Source organism: Acidovorax cavernicola (assembly GCF_003581445.1).
Window position 1 is genome coordinate 1 of the sequence record NZ_QXMN01000047.1, and the last position, 14,389, is coordinate 14,389.

Sequence of the window (14,389 nt, forward strand, 5' to 3'; positions counted from 1 at the left end):
CCTCCGCAGGAGCCTCCCAAGCGTCCGCCGCCGGTACGCAAGGCCGCGCCGCCGCCGAGCTACGTGCCGCCACCGGAGGTGAGCGTCGCGCCACTGCCGAATCCGGGACCCACGATCACCACCACGTCGGCGGCACCACCGCCCACACCCGTGGCCATCGCGCCCCCGGCGCCTGCGGTGCCGCGCCCCACCGGCACGCCAGCACGCATCGATGTGTCGTCCTGCGACAAGCCGGAGTATCCGCGTGCCGCGTTGCGCGCCGAAGCCACCGGCACCACGCGCATCCGCTTCACGATCGATGCGACCGGCCGGGTCGCGAAAGCCGAGATCGACAAGCCTTCGGGACTGACGCGGGAGCACCGCACGATGGACGCAGCCGCGGTCGAAGTGCTGAGCAAGTGCCCGTTCCGGCCGGGGACCGATGCCGAAGGCCGTCCGGTCGGCGGCGCCGTCACCACTGTCGACTACGTGTGGAAGCTCGAGTAAGCCGTCCCAGTCCTGTTCACCCCACGCGCCGGCCGTGCCGGCCACTTCTTGTTCCCAACGGAGAAAAATCCATGTCCCTGATCCAACTCATGCGCGCGGCCGTGCTGGCTGTCGTCGCCACCGTCTCGATGGCGGTACCCCTGGCCGCTTCCGCGCAGGCCGACCCTGCGCCAGCGGTGTCATCGGCGCCGGTCACCGCCGCGCCAGCCGCGGCCGAGAGCCCCACCGCAGCCGCCCACGCGGTCGAGAACCCTTACGGTCTCGGCGCGCTGTGGGCGCAGGGCGACTTCGTGGCCAAGGGCACACTGCTCATCATGGTGATCATGAGCATCGGCAGCTGGTGCATCATCTTCACCAAGCTGTTCGAGCAGCAGAAGCTGCTGAATGCGGCCAATGCGGCTGGCCAGTCGTTCTGGAAGGCCGGCACGGTGCGCGCCGGTACCGATGCCCTGCACAGCGGCAGTGCCTTCCGCTACATCGCGGAGCAGGGACTGACGGCCAGCGAGCATCACGAGGGCACGTTGGTCGAGCAGATCGACCTGCATACCTGGGTCACCATGAGCATCCAGCGCGCCGTGGACAAGGTCCAGAGTCGCCTGCAGGATGGACTGGCGTTCCTGGCCACCGTCGGCTCGACCGCACCCTTCGTCGGTCTCTTCGGCACGGTCTGGGGCATCTACCACGCACTGACCGCCATCGGCATCTCCGGCCAGGCATCCATCGACAAGGTGGCAGGCCCCGTGGGCGAGGCGCTCATCATGACGGCCATCGGCCTGGCAGTCGCGGTGCCTGCGGTGATGGGCTACAACTGGCTGATCCGTCGCAACAAGAGTGCGATGGAACGGGTCCGCAATTTCAGCGGCGACCTGCACAACGTCCTGATCGCCGGCAAGCGATGAGCACATCCGCATGGCGGCCGAGCCGCCTCTCGAAGGAGGGCCGGGTCGCTTTCCTGCCGGTCCTTTTCCCTGAAATGAGGGCTCCATCATGGCGATGAACATTTCTGCCGGGGGCGATGATGAGGAGGCCCTGAACTCCAGCATCAACACGACCCCCTTGGTCGATGTGATGCTCGTGTTGCTGATCATCTTCCTGATCACCATTCCGGTGGTCACGCAGTCCATCAAGCTCGATTTGCCGAAGGAGCGGAACGTCCCGACGCAGACCAAGCCCGAGAACATCGTGCTGGCCGTCAGCCGTGGTGGCGATGTCTACTGGGGTGTGGAGCGCGTGCCCGATATCGAGACGCTGGTGAGTCGCTTGAAGACCTCCGCGGTCAAGGAGCCGCAACCGGAGGTGCATATCCGCGGCGATGCCGAGGTGCCGTACGAATCCGTCGGCCGCGTGGTCGTCGCCTGTCGGCGCGCGGGCATCCAGAAGGTCGGATTCATCACCGAGCCGCCGGCCGGTGTCGCCAGTCGCTAGGAGAAAAACATGGCAATGAATGTAGGCAGCGGTGGTGGCGACGACGACGTGATGGTCGACATCAACACCACGCCGCTGATCGACGTGATGCTGGTGCTCTTGATCATGTTCATCATCACCATCCCGATCCAGACCCATGCGGTCAAGATGAACATGCCGGCGCCCAGCACGGCACAGTCACCGCCGAAGCCGCCCGAAGAAGTTCGCATCGACGTCGAGACCGACGGGACCGTCGGATGGAACGGTGAAGTCGTGCCGAGTCGCACCGATCTGGAAAGACGGCTCGCGCAAGTGGCCGCGCAACCTGACCAGCCGGAGGTGCACCTGAGGCCCAGCAAGCTGGTGCCATACAAGCATGTCGCAGGCGTGATGGCCAGCGCGCAACGCCTGGGCGTGACGAAGATCGGCATCGTCGGAAGCGAGCAGTTCACGAATTGAGGCCTGTCTGCGTTTGCGGGAGCAGGTGGAGGGTCGAGCTTCGGGAAGCTGCGAGCATCCCTTGCCAGGCGCCCTTGTCACGGCCCACCACCGTCTTCGCCAGTACCCGCGAACTCGGTCTGAGATTTCTCAATCGGTACCAAATACACGTCGGCCAGCGCGAGGCTTCAGCTTCTGATATTTGGCATAGGCATCTCCCGCAGCGCGACGCAAGGCTTTTTCGTCTGCCTGCGAGTCACTCCCGGCAAAGGTGCGCGCGACAGCCTCTACCACATAGCCTTCGGGCGCCATCAAGCTGAAGGTTGTGACGACCGGGGTGGCGCCGGCTGCCAGCAAGTGCTTGCTGAAGAAACGGTCGCTCAGGCATGCCAACACCGCCGCCTTCTTTCCGTGCGGCGTTCCACGGGGAAATTGGGCCGGCAGATTGGCGTGCACGGCGTCCATCAGGCCGTCGTGCCCCACGAACATGACCAATTCACGCCGGTTGGCCGTTTTCGGTGGCGTGGCCGCCTGAGTCATGAAAGCCTGCATGGCCCGATCGATGTGCCGGCCGCGCCAGGCCTCCGCCGTGAGGCGAAGCTTGTCCTTGCCCCATACGAATTCGCAGCGCTCGAGGATGCTGTCCGTCACATCGCTCTGGCAGCCTGTGCGTCGCCAACCCGGCGCCTTGCTCAGGAACGTTTTCAGCCCGTAAGCGGCACCCCAATACAGGTTGCTGGCCGCATCGTCGCCGTTTCCGATGGCGGCGGGCACGGGGACGATGCCTTGGGAGGCGTTGTCCACCAGCGCCACGACGACATGGACCTGAGGCGCGCTCTCCAGTATTTGCGCGGCGGCCGACGGTGCCGTTGCAGTCCCGACCGTCATGACTGCACCCACCGCGCCAACGCGGATCGCAGCCCTGGCTGCGGCACGCAGGCCATGCAGAAGATCGGCGGGGAAACGGGTGAAAGTCTGTGAGTTCATTTCAATGGCACACGGATTCCGACGCGGTGGTCCACCCTCCGCCGCACCAAGAATACGAGCGCCACGCGCCACGGGTTGGCAGTAGTTCACATTCTGATCAACATCGTGCATGCGGGAGTTTCTGCTCTCCGCTTCGGTGCGCAGAAGGTGTCTCGCGCATCTGGAGCCACCGGCCGGTCCCGGGGGAACAACTGCGCCCCACCCCCTGCAAAGTCATGCGCCACCGGCATGACCTCCTTCCATTTGATCGTTATGCAGCGCACGTATGTTGCTAAATACTCGGTTCGGGCGCCTCGACGGCGGCCTTTTTTCATTCAGGGGCAAGGCGCTGCCGGTGGCCAGCGCCTGGCGCGGGCGCGCCCTCGGCGCCCCCTGCAACCTACATAGACAGATCAAGGAGACATCGATGCGATTCGTTCTGGCCCATATGGCAATGGCATGCGTGATGGCGGTTTCTGCCGCAGCCCACGCGCAGGGTTCAACTGGCACGCTGGACAAGATCCAGGCGGAAGGCAAGGTCGTGATCGGCGTACGGGAAAGCTCGGCGCCCATGGCCTATGCCCAAGGCGCGGCCCAGAAGTTCGTCGGCTACCACGTCGAGCTGTGCGAGAAGGTGCTGGCCCAGATCGCGCCCAAGGCAAAGATCGAATACATGATCCTGACCGCGCAGAACACCCTGCCGCTGGTGCAGAACGGCACGGTGGACATGGGCTGCGGCCCGACCACGAACAACCTCGCGCGCCAGCGGCAGGTGGCTTTCGCGGTGACCACCTATGTGAGCCAGGTGCGCATGGCGGTGCGTGCCGACTCGGGCATCACCTCGTTCAAGCAGCTCGACGGCAAGCCCGTGGTGGCCTCGACCGGCACCACGGCCCTGCAACTGCTGCGCAAGTTCGCGCGCGACCAGAACATCACGGTGCCGACCTCGATGGGCAAGGACCACTTCGAGAGCTTCCTGATGCTGGAGTCCGGCCGCGCCGATGCCTTCGTGCTCGACGACAACCTGCTGGCCGGCGTCATCGCCAACTCGAAGAATCCCGATGGCTACAAGGTCGTGGGCGAAGTGCTGGGCTCCGAACCCATCGCCCTCCTGTTCCGCAAGGACGACCCCGCTTTCAAGAAGGCCGTCGACGATGCGCTGGTGCGCATGATGGCGTCCGGCGAAGTGGCCAAGCTCTATGACAAGTGGTTCATGCAGCCGATTCCACCCAAGAACGCAGCCCTGAACCTGCCCATGAGCGACACGCTCAAGCAGCTGCTGCAAAAGCCCAACGACAAGCCGCTCGAAGCCTACGGCAGCTGATCCCGGCTTCAGCGCCCTGCGCTCTCGCGCATGAAGTCCTGCGCCGCCTGCTGCAGCCAGTCCTTGAAGCTCTGCAGCGGCGGGTAGTTGTCACGGCTGGTGGGCCAGGCTAGGTAGTAGCGCTCGGCGCTCTCCATCTCGGGCACCTCGGGGAGCGCGCACACCAGGTCGCCCTGCGCCAGTTCTCGCTCGATGAGAAAGCGCGGCAGCAAGGCCACGCCCACCCCCACGATGGCGGCCTGGGCGGCTGTCGCGAACTGATCGAACAGCATGCCCTGGCTTTCCTGCAGCAGCACATGGTGAACCGACAGCCAGCGCTGCCACGCGTCGGGTCGCGAGGCCAGGTGCAGCAGCGGCGCGCGCAGCAGGTCCTCCGGCTGGGCAAAGCCATGCTGGGCAGCCAGCGCAGGGCTGCAGGCCGGCACCACCGTCTCGCTCATCAGAAACGCCAGCTCCGCGCCGGGCCATTGCGGCAGGCCGAAATGGATGGCCGCGTCCACGGCTTCGAGCTGGAAGTCGAACTGCGACAGCCGCGTCGTCAGGTTGATCGTGATGCCCGGATGCGCCTCGAAGAACTGCGGCAGTCGCGGCGCCAGCCAGCGCGTCCCGAAGGTGGGCAGGATGGCCAGGTTCAGGCTGCCTCCGCGCGGGTTGGCGCGAAAGCCCAGCGTGGCCGATGAGATGCGCATCAGCGCGCCGCGTATCTCCTGGGCATAGGCCTGCCCCGCCGGGCTCAGGCGCACGGTCTGGCGTTCGCGCACGAAGAGCTCCGTCTCCAGCCGCTCTTCCAGCGCGCGGATCTGGCGGCTGACGGCGCTTTGCGTCAGGTGCAGCTCGGTCGCCGCGGCCGTGAAGCTCTGGTGCCGGGCCGCCGCCTCGAAGGCGCAGAGCAAGGACATGGGCGGCAGGAATCTTCGGGTCAGGAGCATGGCGGTCGGCCTCGGAATGGGCGGTGGCTTCATTCCGCTTGGGAATGACTTGTGGGCCGGATTATCGTTTGACCCTGTGCGAGGCGCGGTCCTAGCATTCACGCCAGGAACTACCCATGCCGCCCCACTCTCTTGTGCGGCTTCACCTGCACCCCCACCCCACACCATGTCCGCTACGCCTTCCACCGCCTTCGTGTCCTGCGACGAAATCCGTGTGCGCTTCTCGCGCGCCATGTCCGAGATGTACTGCAAGGAGGTGCCGCAGTACGGCACCCTGATGGAGCTGGTGGCCGAGATCAACGGGCGCACGCTGCAGGACCAGCCCGCGCTGCTGGCGCAGATGCAACGCGCGGGCGAACTGGCCCGCCTGGGCGCGGAGCGCCACGGCGCCATTCGCGTCGGCACGGCTGCCGAGCTGTCGATGCTGCGCCGCCTGTTCGCGCAGATGGGCATGGAGCCCGTGGGCTACTACGACCTGTCGGTGGCGGGCGTTCCCGTGCATTCCACCGCCTTTCGTCCCGTGACCGATGCCGCGCTGCAGGCCAACCCCTTCCGCGTCTTCACCTCGTTGCTGCGCCTGGACCTGATCGCCGACGCCTCGCTGCGCCAGCGGGCCGCGGACATCCTTGCGCAGCGCCACATCTTCACCGAACGGACGCTCGCGCTGATCGCCCAGGCCGAGGCCGCGGGTGGACTGACCGATGCGCAAGCCGATGAATTCGTGCGCGAAGCACTGGAGACCTTCCGCTGGCATGGCGAATCGACCGTCGACGCATCGACCTACGACGCGCTGCACAAGGCGCACCGGCTGATCGCCGACGTGGTCTGCTTCAAGGGTCCGCACATCAACCACCTGACGCCGCGCACGCTGGACATCGACACCGCCCAGGCCGCCATGCTGGCGCGCGGCATGGGCGCCAAGGACGTCATCGAAGGTCCGCCGCAGCGTGCCTGCCCCATCCTGCTGCGCCAGACCAGCTTCAAGGCGCTCGAGGAAACGGTGCGCTTCGCGGGCGATGCATCGCCAGACGGCTCGCACACCGCGCGCTTCGGCGAGATCGAGCAACGCGGCGTGGCGCTCACGCGCAAGGGCCGCGCGCTGTACGACCACCTGCTGGCCCAGGTGCGCGACGCGGGCGGTGCCGCATCCGACTACGGCCAGCGCCTGGCGCAGGCCTTCAAGGCCTTTCCCGACACGCACGAGCAACTGCGTAGCCAGGATCTGGCCTTCTATCGCTACGCACTGACCGACGAGGGCCAGGCGCAAGCGGGCGACAGCGGCGGCGACGCGGATCTGCAGACCCTGCTGGACCGTGGCTGGCTGCGCTTCGAACCCGTCATCTACGAAGACTTCCTGCCCGTGAGCGCGGCCGGCATCTTCCAGTCCAATCTCGGCGGCGAAGCGCAGGAGCAGTTCGCAGCCCATGCCGCCGATGCGACCCGGCAAGCCTTCGAGGCCGACCTGGGCGCGCGCGTGCACGACGAGATCGCGCTGTACGAGGCCGCCCAACGTCACTCGATCGCGCAGGTGCGCGCCGTGCTGCGCGGCCAGACCCCGGTGTCCGCATGAGCAAGCTGACGGTCGACGAGGTCGTGGCCGGCCTGCGCGACATCGTGGGCCCGCGGGGCCTGCTGCTGGGCGACGACATGGCCGCGTACGAACAAGGCGCGCGCTATGGCCAGGGCCGTGCGCTGTGCGTGCTGCGCCCCGACAGCCTGACGCAGGTGCAGGCCGTGGCACGCTGGTGCGCCGAACACGGCGTGAAGCTGGTGCCGCAGGGCGCCAACACCGGCCTCGTGGGAGCGAGCACGCCCGATGCCAGCGGCAACCAGGTCGTGCTGTCCACCAGCCGCCTGCGCGGCGTGTGCGAGATCGACGTGGAGAACCGGAGCGTGCGCGTCGATGCCGGCATCACACTGCAGGAACTCAACGAGCGCCTGGAGCCCCATGGGCTGTGGTTTCCCATCGACCTGGGGGCCAACCCCACGGTCGGCGGCATGATCGCCGCCAACACGGGCGGCACGCGGCTGATCCGCTACGGCGATGTGCGCCACAACCTGCTGGCGCTGCAGGCGGTGCTGCTGGAGCCGCCCGGCGAAGTGCTCGAGATGGGCCGCGCGCTGCGCAAGGACAACACGGGGCCCGATCTCAAGCACCTGTTCGTGGGCAGCTCCGGCGCGAGCGCCATCCTCACGCAGGCCACGCTGGAGGTGCATGTGCGCCCCGCCCAATCGGCCACGGCGTTGGTGGTGCCGACCTCCGATGCGGCGGTGCTGCAACTGCTGCTGGCGCTGGAGCGCGAGCTGGGTGATTTCCTCAGCGCCTTCGAGGGGCTGTCCGGCCATGCCATGCAGGCAGCCATCGACCATGTGCCCGACCTGCGCAACCCCTTCGCCCCGGAGCCCGCACCCGACTTCGCCATCCTCATCGAACTGGAGGCCTCGGGCACGCGCACCTACACAGGGCTGGACCTGCAGGAAGCGCTCAACCTGTTCCTGCAGGATCAGTTCGAGCAGACCATCGAGAACGCGGTGATCGGCAACGGCCGCGAACTCTGGCATCTGCGCCACAGCATCAGCGAAGGCGCGCGGGCACTGGGCCAACCGATCGCCTTCGATGTCTCGGTGCCGCGCTCGCGCCTCATGGCGTTCTGCCGCGCAGCGCGCGCGCTGGTGGCTGCGGAGTTTCCGTTCCTCCATGTCGTGGACTTCGGCCATATCGCCGACGGTGGCGTGCACTTCAATGTCATCTGGCGCCATGACGCGGGCCGCCCCTACGACGCGGCCACGGTGCAGGCGCTTCGCGACCGCATCTACGCCATGGTGATGGACGACTACGGCGGCAGCTACAGCGCCGAGCATGGCGTGGGACCTCACAACATCACTTACTACCGCCGCTATGCCAGCCCCACGGCGCGCCGGCTGGCCCGGGGGCTGCGCGACCTCGTCGATCCGAAGCAGCTGTGCGGCAGCGTCGACTTCGGCTGATGTCCTCTTCTTCCTGTATTCCAGAGGGCGCAGCGTCCTCGCTTTCTTTCACGAGTTCCAGATGAGCATCGCCAACACGGGCAGCCCCTCGCCCACCTCGCACCTGTTCAACCCGCTGTTCGCCCAGCCCGAAGGCTCACCGATCCGAGAGCTGTTTCCCTACCTGAGCCGCCCCGGCATGCTGTCGCTGGCGGGAGGCTATCCCTCGCCTGGCCTGTTCGATGCCGAAGGCCTGCAGCAGGCCGCGACAACGGCCCTGCAGCAGGATGCGGCGGCCAGCCTGCAATACGGCGCCAGCGAAGGCCAACTGCCACTGCGCGAGGCGCTGGCCGAGCTCTGCGCCAGCCGGGGCATTACCTGCACGCCGGGCGATCTGCTGGTGACCACCGGCTCGCAGCAGGCCTTCGATCTGCTCGTCAAGGTGATGGTCGCCCCCGGCGACCCGGTGCTGGTGGAAGTGCCCGCCTATCCGGCCACGCTCCAGACACTGAAGCTGGCCCAGGCCCAGGTTGTCTCCGTGCCCACGGACGAGCACGGCCTGGACACCGAGGCCCTGGCCCGACTGCTGGCGCAATGGCCGCACGCGCGCCGACCCAAGCTGCTCTACACGGTGCCGAATTTTTCCAACCCGGGCGGCACGCTGCTGCCTGCGTCGCGGCGCGCGGCCCTGGTGGCGCTGGCGCGCGAGCACGGTTTCGCCATCGTCGAAGACGACCCCTATGGCGAGCTGCGCTTCGACGACCGGTGCGAGCCGTCTGTCTACGAGACAGGGCTTGCGCAATGCGGCAGCGCCAATCCTGTGGTGTACCTGTCCAGCCTGTCGAAGACGGTGGCACCCGCGCTGCGCATCGGCTGGATGCTGGCCGACGCCCAACTGCTGCGCCGCTGCGCCATCGCCAAGCAGACGGCCGATCTGTGCACCTCGCCGCTGGCACAGAACATTGCCGCCCACTACCTGCGCTCCGGTCGCTACGCGCCCCAACTGCAGAAGTCCTGCGCCGAGTACGCAGCGCGCATGGATGCGCTGTGCTCCGGCTTGGAGGCCGCCCTGGGCGAGCAGATCCGTTTCGTGCGGCCCGCTGGGGGCATGTTCATCTGGGCGCAACTGCAGCCGCAGGAAGGCGACCACGAGGCCCTGTCCCGCGCGCTGTTCGCGGCGGCTGTCACGCAAGGTGTGCTCTATGTGCCGGGCAAGGCCTTCTTCCCGGCCGACGCCGCAAAACAAGCCGGCCTGTGCATGCGGCTGTCTTACGCCGCGCCGACGGTGCCTCAGATCAACGAGGCCGTGGAAAGGCTGGGTCGCGCCTGGCAGCAGGCCGTGCTCAGCCCCATCGCCTGAAAAGCAGCTTCGCTCCGCCGCGCCTCAGGCTGCCTGCCGATTTTTCGTTGCGGACCTCGGCGCCTCGCTGCGCGCCAGCCACAGCCCGCTCGCAACGATCAACGCCCCGCCGCCCAGCGTCCACGCATCGGGCGCGGCCTTCCAGAACACCCAGTCCAGCACGAGCCCCCAGGCGAGCGCGCTGTATTCGAAGGGAGCGATGGCTGCAGCCTGGCCGTGGCGGAAGGCCTCGGCGATCGCCAATTGGCCCAGGAAACCGCTGAGGGCCAGACCGGCAAGCAACCACGCATGCTCGGCCTGGATGGGCACCCATTGCGGTGCCGACAACAGGCTGCCGCCAACGGCCATGCCGGCGGTGGTCCAGAAGACCAGCGCGGCGCTCGACTCGGTGCGGCTGATGAGCCGGCCCAGCATGTTCGACAGCGCATAGCAGACCGCGGCCACCAGAATCGCCAGCGCGCCCGTCGAGAGAAAAGCTCCCTGCTCGGGCCGCAGTGCGATCACGACGCCGAGGAAGCCCAGTCCGATGGCGATCCAGTGTCGCGGCAGGATCGACTCGCCCAGCAACGGCACGGCGATGAGCACCATCAGCAGCGGCGCGATGAAGGTGAGCGTGTAGGCCTCGGCCAGGCCCAGGGTCTTCAGGCCATGGACGAAGAGCACGAGCATCGTCATGTTCAGCACGGTGCGCAGCAGGTGCAGGCGCCAACGCAGCCGGCGGTTGAATACACCGGCCGCCTCGCGCCGCCAGCCGATGTACAGGCACACCAGAGGCAACGCCGTGAGGCCGCGCAGTGCCATCACCTGCACCGCCGGGTAGTGCCCGGCCAGGTTCTTGAGCAGCGCGTCCATGCAGGCAAAGAAGGCGCAAGCCAACAGCATCGCGGCGATGCCGCGCAGGGTTCCGGTCGAGTGCATGGTCGGGTTGTCTCTCGGCAGTGCCAAGGAGGGATGGGGGTCTTCGTGACCGCCTGGCATGGACGCTGCGAACGTCAGGTCTGGGTCCGATTCTGCCGGAACCCCACCCTACCGGCACTCGTTCCAGTACCCGTCAGGATTCGCCTCCAGCGGCGTGGCAATCCGCTGGAGCGACACGCGGCCCTGCGTATCCTTCGCAACAACGAAGACGTGTCCGTCCTGAACCGGAAAGCCGTTGCGCAGGAACTTGAAGCCGCTTCGGACCGACGCAAAGTCGGCCGCGTTGAGTGCGTTGCGCAAGGCACCCCGATCCGCGACGGAGCCCTTGGTTTCCTTCAGCGCGCTATCGATCAGGAGCGCCGCGTCGAAACCTTGCGCGGCGTATTGCGACGGGATGCGTCCATGCTTCCTTTCGAAGGCGGCCACGAAGGCCTTGCTCGTCGGGCTCGGCAGGTCAGGCCCCCAGACCGCGCCTGCGATCACATTCAGCGCGGCATCCTGAAGCAGCGGCAGCGTCGTGCCATCGACCGTGCCGACCGTCAGCAAGGGCACCTTGCTCAAGAGGCCCGTGCGGTTCATCTGCTGGATGAAGTGGACGCCCATGTCGCCCGGCAGGAAGGCGACCACCGCATCGGGCGCGACGCGCCTGATCTGCGCCAGCGCGGCCGCGTAGTCGGTCTGCTGCGGCGGGGCGTAGATTTCGCTGACCACCTCGCCCGAGTAGTAGCGCTTGAAGCCCCGCAACTGGTCCTTGCCGGACGCGTTGTCGGGCGCAATGAAGAGCGTCTTCCAGTACCCCTTGTCGACGGCGTACCGGCCCACGATGCCGGCCTGGTACTCGTCCTGGTACGAGGCGAAGACGAACCTGTTGTTGCACTGCTTGCCGGCCATCGGCGCGGGGCCGGCGTTCGAGCCGACGAACAACATGCCGGCCCTGGCCATCGGCCTGGCGATGGCCATCATCACGTCGGAGAAGGTCACGCCCGTGATGAAGCTGACCTTGTCCCTCTCGATCAGGCGCTGCGCCAGCTGCGCTGCGAGCTCGGGGTTGTGCTGGTCGTCTTCCTGGATGACCGTCACAGGGACGCCGCCGAGCATGCCTTGCCGCTGCTCGACCGCGAGCATGAAGCCGTCGTACTGCTCTTTTCCGACCGCTGCAGCCGGTCCGGAGAGCGTGCCGATGAAGCCGATCTTTACTTGAGCAGAAACGGCCAGCGCCGTGGCGCCCAAGGCGCAGGCCATGAGGATCGTGCGGATGTGGTGGATCAATGTGTTCCTTGTGATGTCGCTCGCGATGCTTCGCGGCTCGGTGACCTTTCGTGCATGAAGAGGATGCCAGACATGGCGGCCTGCCTCCCGCCACGGCCGCGTCTACCAGTTCTCGGGTATGGCCCTGCAGAAAACAAAAAGACACACTTGCCCGCGTTTTGTTTTGTCTGTCTTGTCCGCTGTTTTCGCGAAGGAGGAACCATGGCCACCATCACCCGACTGCACCCCGCACTCAGATACCTGCAGGCGGTTGCATTGCTTGCCGTGGGCAGCGCTCACGCAGCAGGCTACGTGGCCGGCGACGCCGGCAACCCCGGCCCCAGCCAGCCGGGCTGGACGAGCAGCGGCGGCGGCAGCGCAGCCACGGTTTCGGGAGATGGTGCCACCTCGATCGGCGCGGGCGGCAACGGCAGCAACGGAACCGCCGGGGGAACGGGTGGCACCGGTGGTGCGGGCGCCAGCGCAAGCGCGAACGGCGCGACGGCCATCGGCGGTGGCGGCACTGCCGGACAGGGCTCCGCGGGCGGCACGGGCGGCAGCGGCGGCCGCGGTGCGCAGGCTTCGGCCAGCGGCGCAATCGCCGTCGGGGCGGGCGGCCAGGGCACCGAGGGTTGCTGCGGTTTCACTGGCCAGGCGGGCGGCAGCGGCGCGCAGGCATCGGGCATCTCGGCGGTCGCCATCGGCAGTGCGTCCGGTGCCAGCCAGGGCGCGGTGGCGTCGGGCAACGGCAGCACGGCGATCGGCGGCGCCTACAACGGGTCTTCCGGCGCATCGGCACTGGCCACGGGCAGTGTGGCCGTCGGTACGGGCAGCCAGGTCGCGAGTGGCGCGACCAACAGCGTGGCCATCGGTGCGAACTCGGTCGCCACCGCGGCGAACACCGTGTCCTTCGGCTCGGTGGGCCAGACACGCACCCTCGTCAACGTGAGCGCGGGCGCGGTAAGTGCCACCAGCACCGATGCCGTCAACGGCAGCCAGCTCTACACCGTGAAGCAGACCTCCGACACAGCCCTCGGCCTCGCGCAGAACTCAGCGCAGTACGGCGCAGGCGGCACCACGCTGCAACTCAACGCCAACGGCGGCGCGGGCACCGCCATCCGCAACGTGAGCGCGGGTGCGGTGACCGCCAGCAGCACCGATGCCGTCAACGGCAGCCAGCTCTACACCGTGAAGCAAACCTCCGACACGGCCCTGGGTCTCGCGCAGAACTCGGCGCAGTACGGCGCAGGCGGCACCACGCTGCAGCTCAACGCCAATGGCGGCGCGGGCACCGCCATCCGCAACGTGAGCGCGGGCGTGGTGAGCGCCACCAGCACCGATGCCGTCAACGGCAGCCAGCTCCACACCGTGAAGCAGACTTCCGACACGGCGCTCGGCCTCGCGCAGAACTCGGCGCAGTACGGCGCGGGCGGCACCACGTTGCAGCTCAACGCCAACGGCGGCGCGGGCACCGTCATCGGCAACGTGAGCGCGGGCCAGGCGAGCACCGACGCGGCCAACGTCGGCCAGGTGCAGCAGGCCCAGCAGACGGCCATCACCACGGCGAACAACTTCACCGTGCAACAGGTCACGGCGCTGCAGTCGCTGATGAATCAGGCGCTGTCCAGCGGCGTCTGCGCGGTCGGCGCGGGCGGTTCCGTGGCCTGCGGCCCGGGCGCCGGCGCCAGCGGCGCGGGCAGCACCTCGATGGGCACCAACGCGCAGGCCAACGGAGAGAACACCGTGGCCGTCGGCAACGGAGCACAGGCCCACCACGCAGGCTCGGTCGCCATCGGTGCGGGCGCGAAGGCCCTGGCCGACCCGACCACCGCCGTCGGCAACAACGCAGTCGCCACCGGCAACAACGCCGTCGCGCTGGGCGCCAATACGCTGGCCAGCGGCAACAACGCCGTGGCACTGGGCCAGGGCTCGGTGGCCGACCGCGACAACACCGTGTCGGTCGGCAACGCGGCCACCCAGCAGCTGCGCGCCATCACGAACGTCGCGCCCGGTGTGCTGGGCACGGATGCCGTCAACGTCAACCAGCTGCAGCAGGCGGTGAGCAACGCGACCAGCCAGGCCAACGCATTTGCCGCGCAAGGCGTTGCCGCAGCCATGGCGATGCCGTCGATGCCAACGCTGGCGGCAGGAAAGAAATGGATGGGCGCGGCCGTGGGCAGCTACGCAGGGGCATCCGCCGTCGGCTTTGCGTTCGGGTATCAGGTCAACGACAGCCTGAACCTGGGGGTGGGCGTTTCGACGGCGACGAGCAGCGGGAGCGGAAACAGGGTTGCGGCGAGGGTGCAGGCGGGGTACGCGTGGTGAAACGCGAACGGGAAGAATGATCGC

The 14,389-nt window shown here is 67.6% G+C and carries 13 protein-coding genes; 9 read left to right on the plus strand and 4 right to left on the minus strand.

What is annotated here, in order from left to right:
• The 4 genes from D3H34_RS26220 to D3H34_RS26235 form a co-directional block, all read left to right on the plus strand.
• Nucleotides 1-486: energy transducer TonB (locus D3H34_RS26220; protein WP_147400485.1), on the plus strand; the 486-nt coding region annotated here is incomplete at its 5' end.
• 71 nt (nt 487-557) lie between these two features.
• Nucleotides 558-1,385: a MotA/TolQ/ExbB proton channel family protein gene (locus D3H34_RS26225; RefSeq protein ID WP_119557231.1), complete on the plus strand. Its 828-nt coding sequence runs from the start codon at nt 558-560 to the stop codon at nt 1,383-1,385.
• Nucleotides 1,386-1,473: 88 nt separating this feature from the next.
• Complete coding sequence (locus tag D3H34_RS26230; protein WP_119557233.1) at nt 1,474-1,911, plus strand: ExbD/TolR family protein; 438 nt, start codon at nt 1,474-1,476, stop codon at nt 1,909-1,911.
• Between the two features lie 9 nt (nt 1,912-1,920).
• A complete protein-coding gene (locus tag D3H34_RS26235) occupies nt 1,921-2,349 on the plus strand; it encodes an ExbD/TolR family protein (protein WP_119557235.1) in 429 nt (142 codons plus the stop codon).
• A gap of 129 nt (nt 2,350-2,478) precedes the next feature.
• On the opposite strand, the gene D3H34_RS26240 is transcribed toward D3H34_RS26235, so the two are convergent.
• Complete coding sequence (locus tag D3H34_RS26240; protein ID WP_147400486.1) at nt 2,479-3,426, minus strand: hypothetical protein; 948 nt, start codon at nt 3,424-3,426, stop codon at nt 2,479-2,481.
• A 295-nt stretch (nt 3,427-3,721) separates the two neighbouring features.
• Between D3H34_RS26240 and D3H34_RS26245 the strand changes: the two genes are divergently transcribed.
• Nucleotides 3,722-4,618: a transporter substrate-binding domain-containing protein gene (locus D3H34_RS26245; RefSeq protein WP_119557239.1), complete on the plus strand. Its 897-nt coding sequence runs from the start codon at nt 3,722-3,724 to the stop codon at nt 4,616-4,618.
• Between the two features lie 8 nt (nt 4,619-4,626).
• On the opposite strand, the gene D3H34_RS26250 is transcribed toward D3H34_RS26245, so the two are convergent.
• Nucleotides 4,627-5,547, minus strand: coding sequence for a LysR family transcriptional regulator (locus D3H34_RS26250; RefSeq protein ID WP_119557241.1), 921 nt, complete (start codon nt 5,545-5,547; stop codon nt 4,627-4,629).
• A 166-nt stretch (nt 5,548-5,713) separates the two neighbouring features.
• Here D3H34_RS26250 and hglS point away from each other — a divergent pair, with 166 nt between their 5' ends.
• The 3 genes from hglS to D3H34_RS26265 all read left to right on the plus strand — a co-directional run bounded on the left by hglS (nt 5,714) and on the right by D3H34_RS26265 (nt 9,874).
• Nucleotides 5,714-7,117, plus strand: a complete 1,404-nt coding sequence (gene hglS, locus D3H34_RS26255; RefSeq protein WP_119557242.1) for a 2-oxoadipate dioxygenase/decarboxylase HglS — start codon at nt 5,714-5,716, stop codon at nt 7,115-7,117.
• Nucleotides 7,114-8,535 carry an FAD-binding oxidoreductase gene (locus D3H34_RS26260; RefSeq protein WP_119557244.1) on the plus strand — a complete coding sequence of 474 codons (1,422 nt, stop codon included), beginning with the start codon at nt 7,114-7,116 and terminating at the stop codon, nt 8,533-8,535. Before hglS ends, D3H34_RS26260 begins: the two co-directional genes overlap by 4 nt.
• A 61-nt stretch (nt 8,536-8,596) precedes the next feature.
• Nucleotides 8,597-9,874, plus strand: a complete 1,278-nt coding sequence (locus tag D3H34_RS26265; protein ID WP_119557246.1) for an aminotransferase-like domain-containing protein — start codon at nt 8,597-8,599, stop codon at nt 9,872-9,874.
• A 24-nt stretch (nt 9,875-9,898) separates the two neighbouring features.
• Here the strand turns inward: D3H34_RS26265 and D3H34_RS26270 are convergent, their stop codons facing one another.
• Together D3H34_RS26270 and D3H34_RS26275 are read right to left on the minus strand one after the other, a co-directional pair.
• Nucleotides 9,899-10,792, minus strand: coding sequence for a DMT family transporter (locus tag D3H34_RS26270; RefSeq protein WP_119557321.1), 894 nt, complete (start codon nt 10,790-10,792; stop codon nt 9,899-9,901).
• Between the two features lie 108 nt (nt 10,793-10,900).
• The gene (locus tag D3H34_RS26275; protein ID WP_147400487.1) at nt 10,901-12,061 is read right to left on the minus strand and encodes an ABC transporter substrate-binding protein; all 1,161 of its coding nucleotides are present in this window, start codon (nt 12,059-12,061) and stop codon (nt 10,901-10,903) included.
• A gap of 201 nt (nt 12,062-12,262) precedes the next feature.
• Here D3H34_RS26275 and D3H34_RS26280 point away from each other — a divergent pair, with 201 nt between their 5' ends.
• Entirely contained in the window at nt 12,263-14,365 is a 2,103-nt protein-coding gene (locus D3H34_RS26280; protein ID WP_167481280.1) for a YadA family autotransporter adhesin, read from the plus strand.
• The last annotated feature ends 24 nt before the right edge of the window (nt 14,366-14,389 follow it).

Coding starts and splice junctions, on each gene's coding strand:
- D3H34_RS26225 (WP_119557231.1), top strand. CDS start 558: ATGTCCCTGATCCAACTCATGCGCGCGGCCGTGCTGGCTGTCGTCGCC.
- D3H34_RS26235 (WP_119557235.1), top strand. CDS start 1,921: ATGGCAATGAATGTAGGCAGCGGTGGTGGCGACGACGACGTGATGGTC.
- D3H34_RS26240 (WP_147400486.1), bottom strand. CDS start 3,426: ATGCACGATGTTGATCAGAATGTGAACTACTGCCAACCCGTGGCGCGT.
- D3H34_RS26230 (WP_119557233.1), top strand. CDS start 1,474: ATGGCGATGAACATTTCTGCCGGGGGCGATGATGAGGAGGCCCTGAAC.
- D3H34_RS26245 (WP_119557239.1), top strand. CDS start 3,722: ATGCGATTCGTTCTGGCCCATATGGCAATGGCATGCGTGATGGCGGTT.
- D3H34_RS26280 (WP_167481280.1), top strand. CDS start 12,263: ATGGCCACCATCACCCGACTGCACCCCGCACTCAGATACCTGCAGGCG.
- D3H34_RS26250 (WP_119557241.1), bottom strand. CDS start 5,547: ATGCTCCTGACCCGAAGATTCCTGCCGCCCATGTCCTTGCTCTGCGCC.
- D3H34_RS26265 (WP_119557246.1), top strand. CDS start 8,597: ATGAGCATCGCCAACACGGGCAGCCCCTCGCCCACCTCGCACCTGTTC.
- D3H34_RS26260 (WP_119557244.1), top strand. CDS start 7,114: ATGAGCAAGCTGACGGTCGACGAGGTCGTGGCCGGCCTGCGCGACATC.
- D3H34_RS26270 (WP_119557321.1), bottom strand. CDS start 10,792: ATGCACTCGACCGGAACCCTGCGCGGCATCGCCGCGATGCTGTTGGCT.
- hglS (WP_119557242.1), top strand. CDS start 5,714: ATGTCCGCTACGCCTTCCACCGCCTTCGTGTCCTGCGACGAAATCCGT.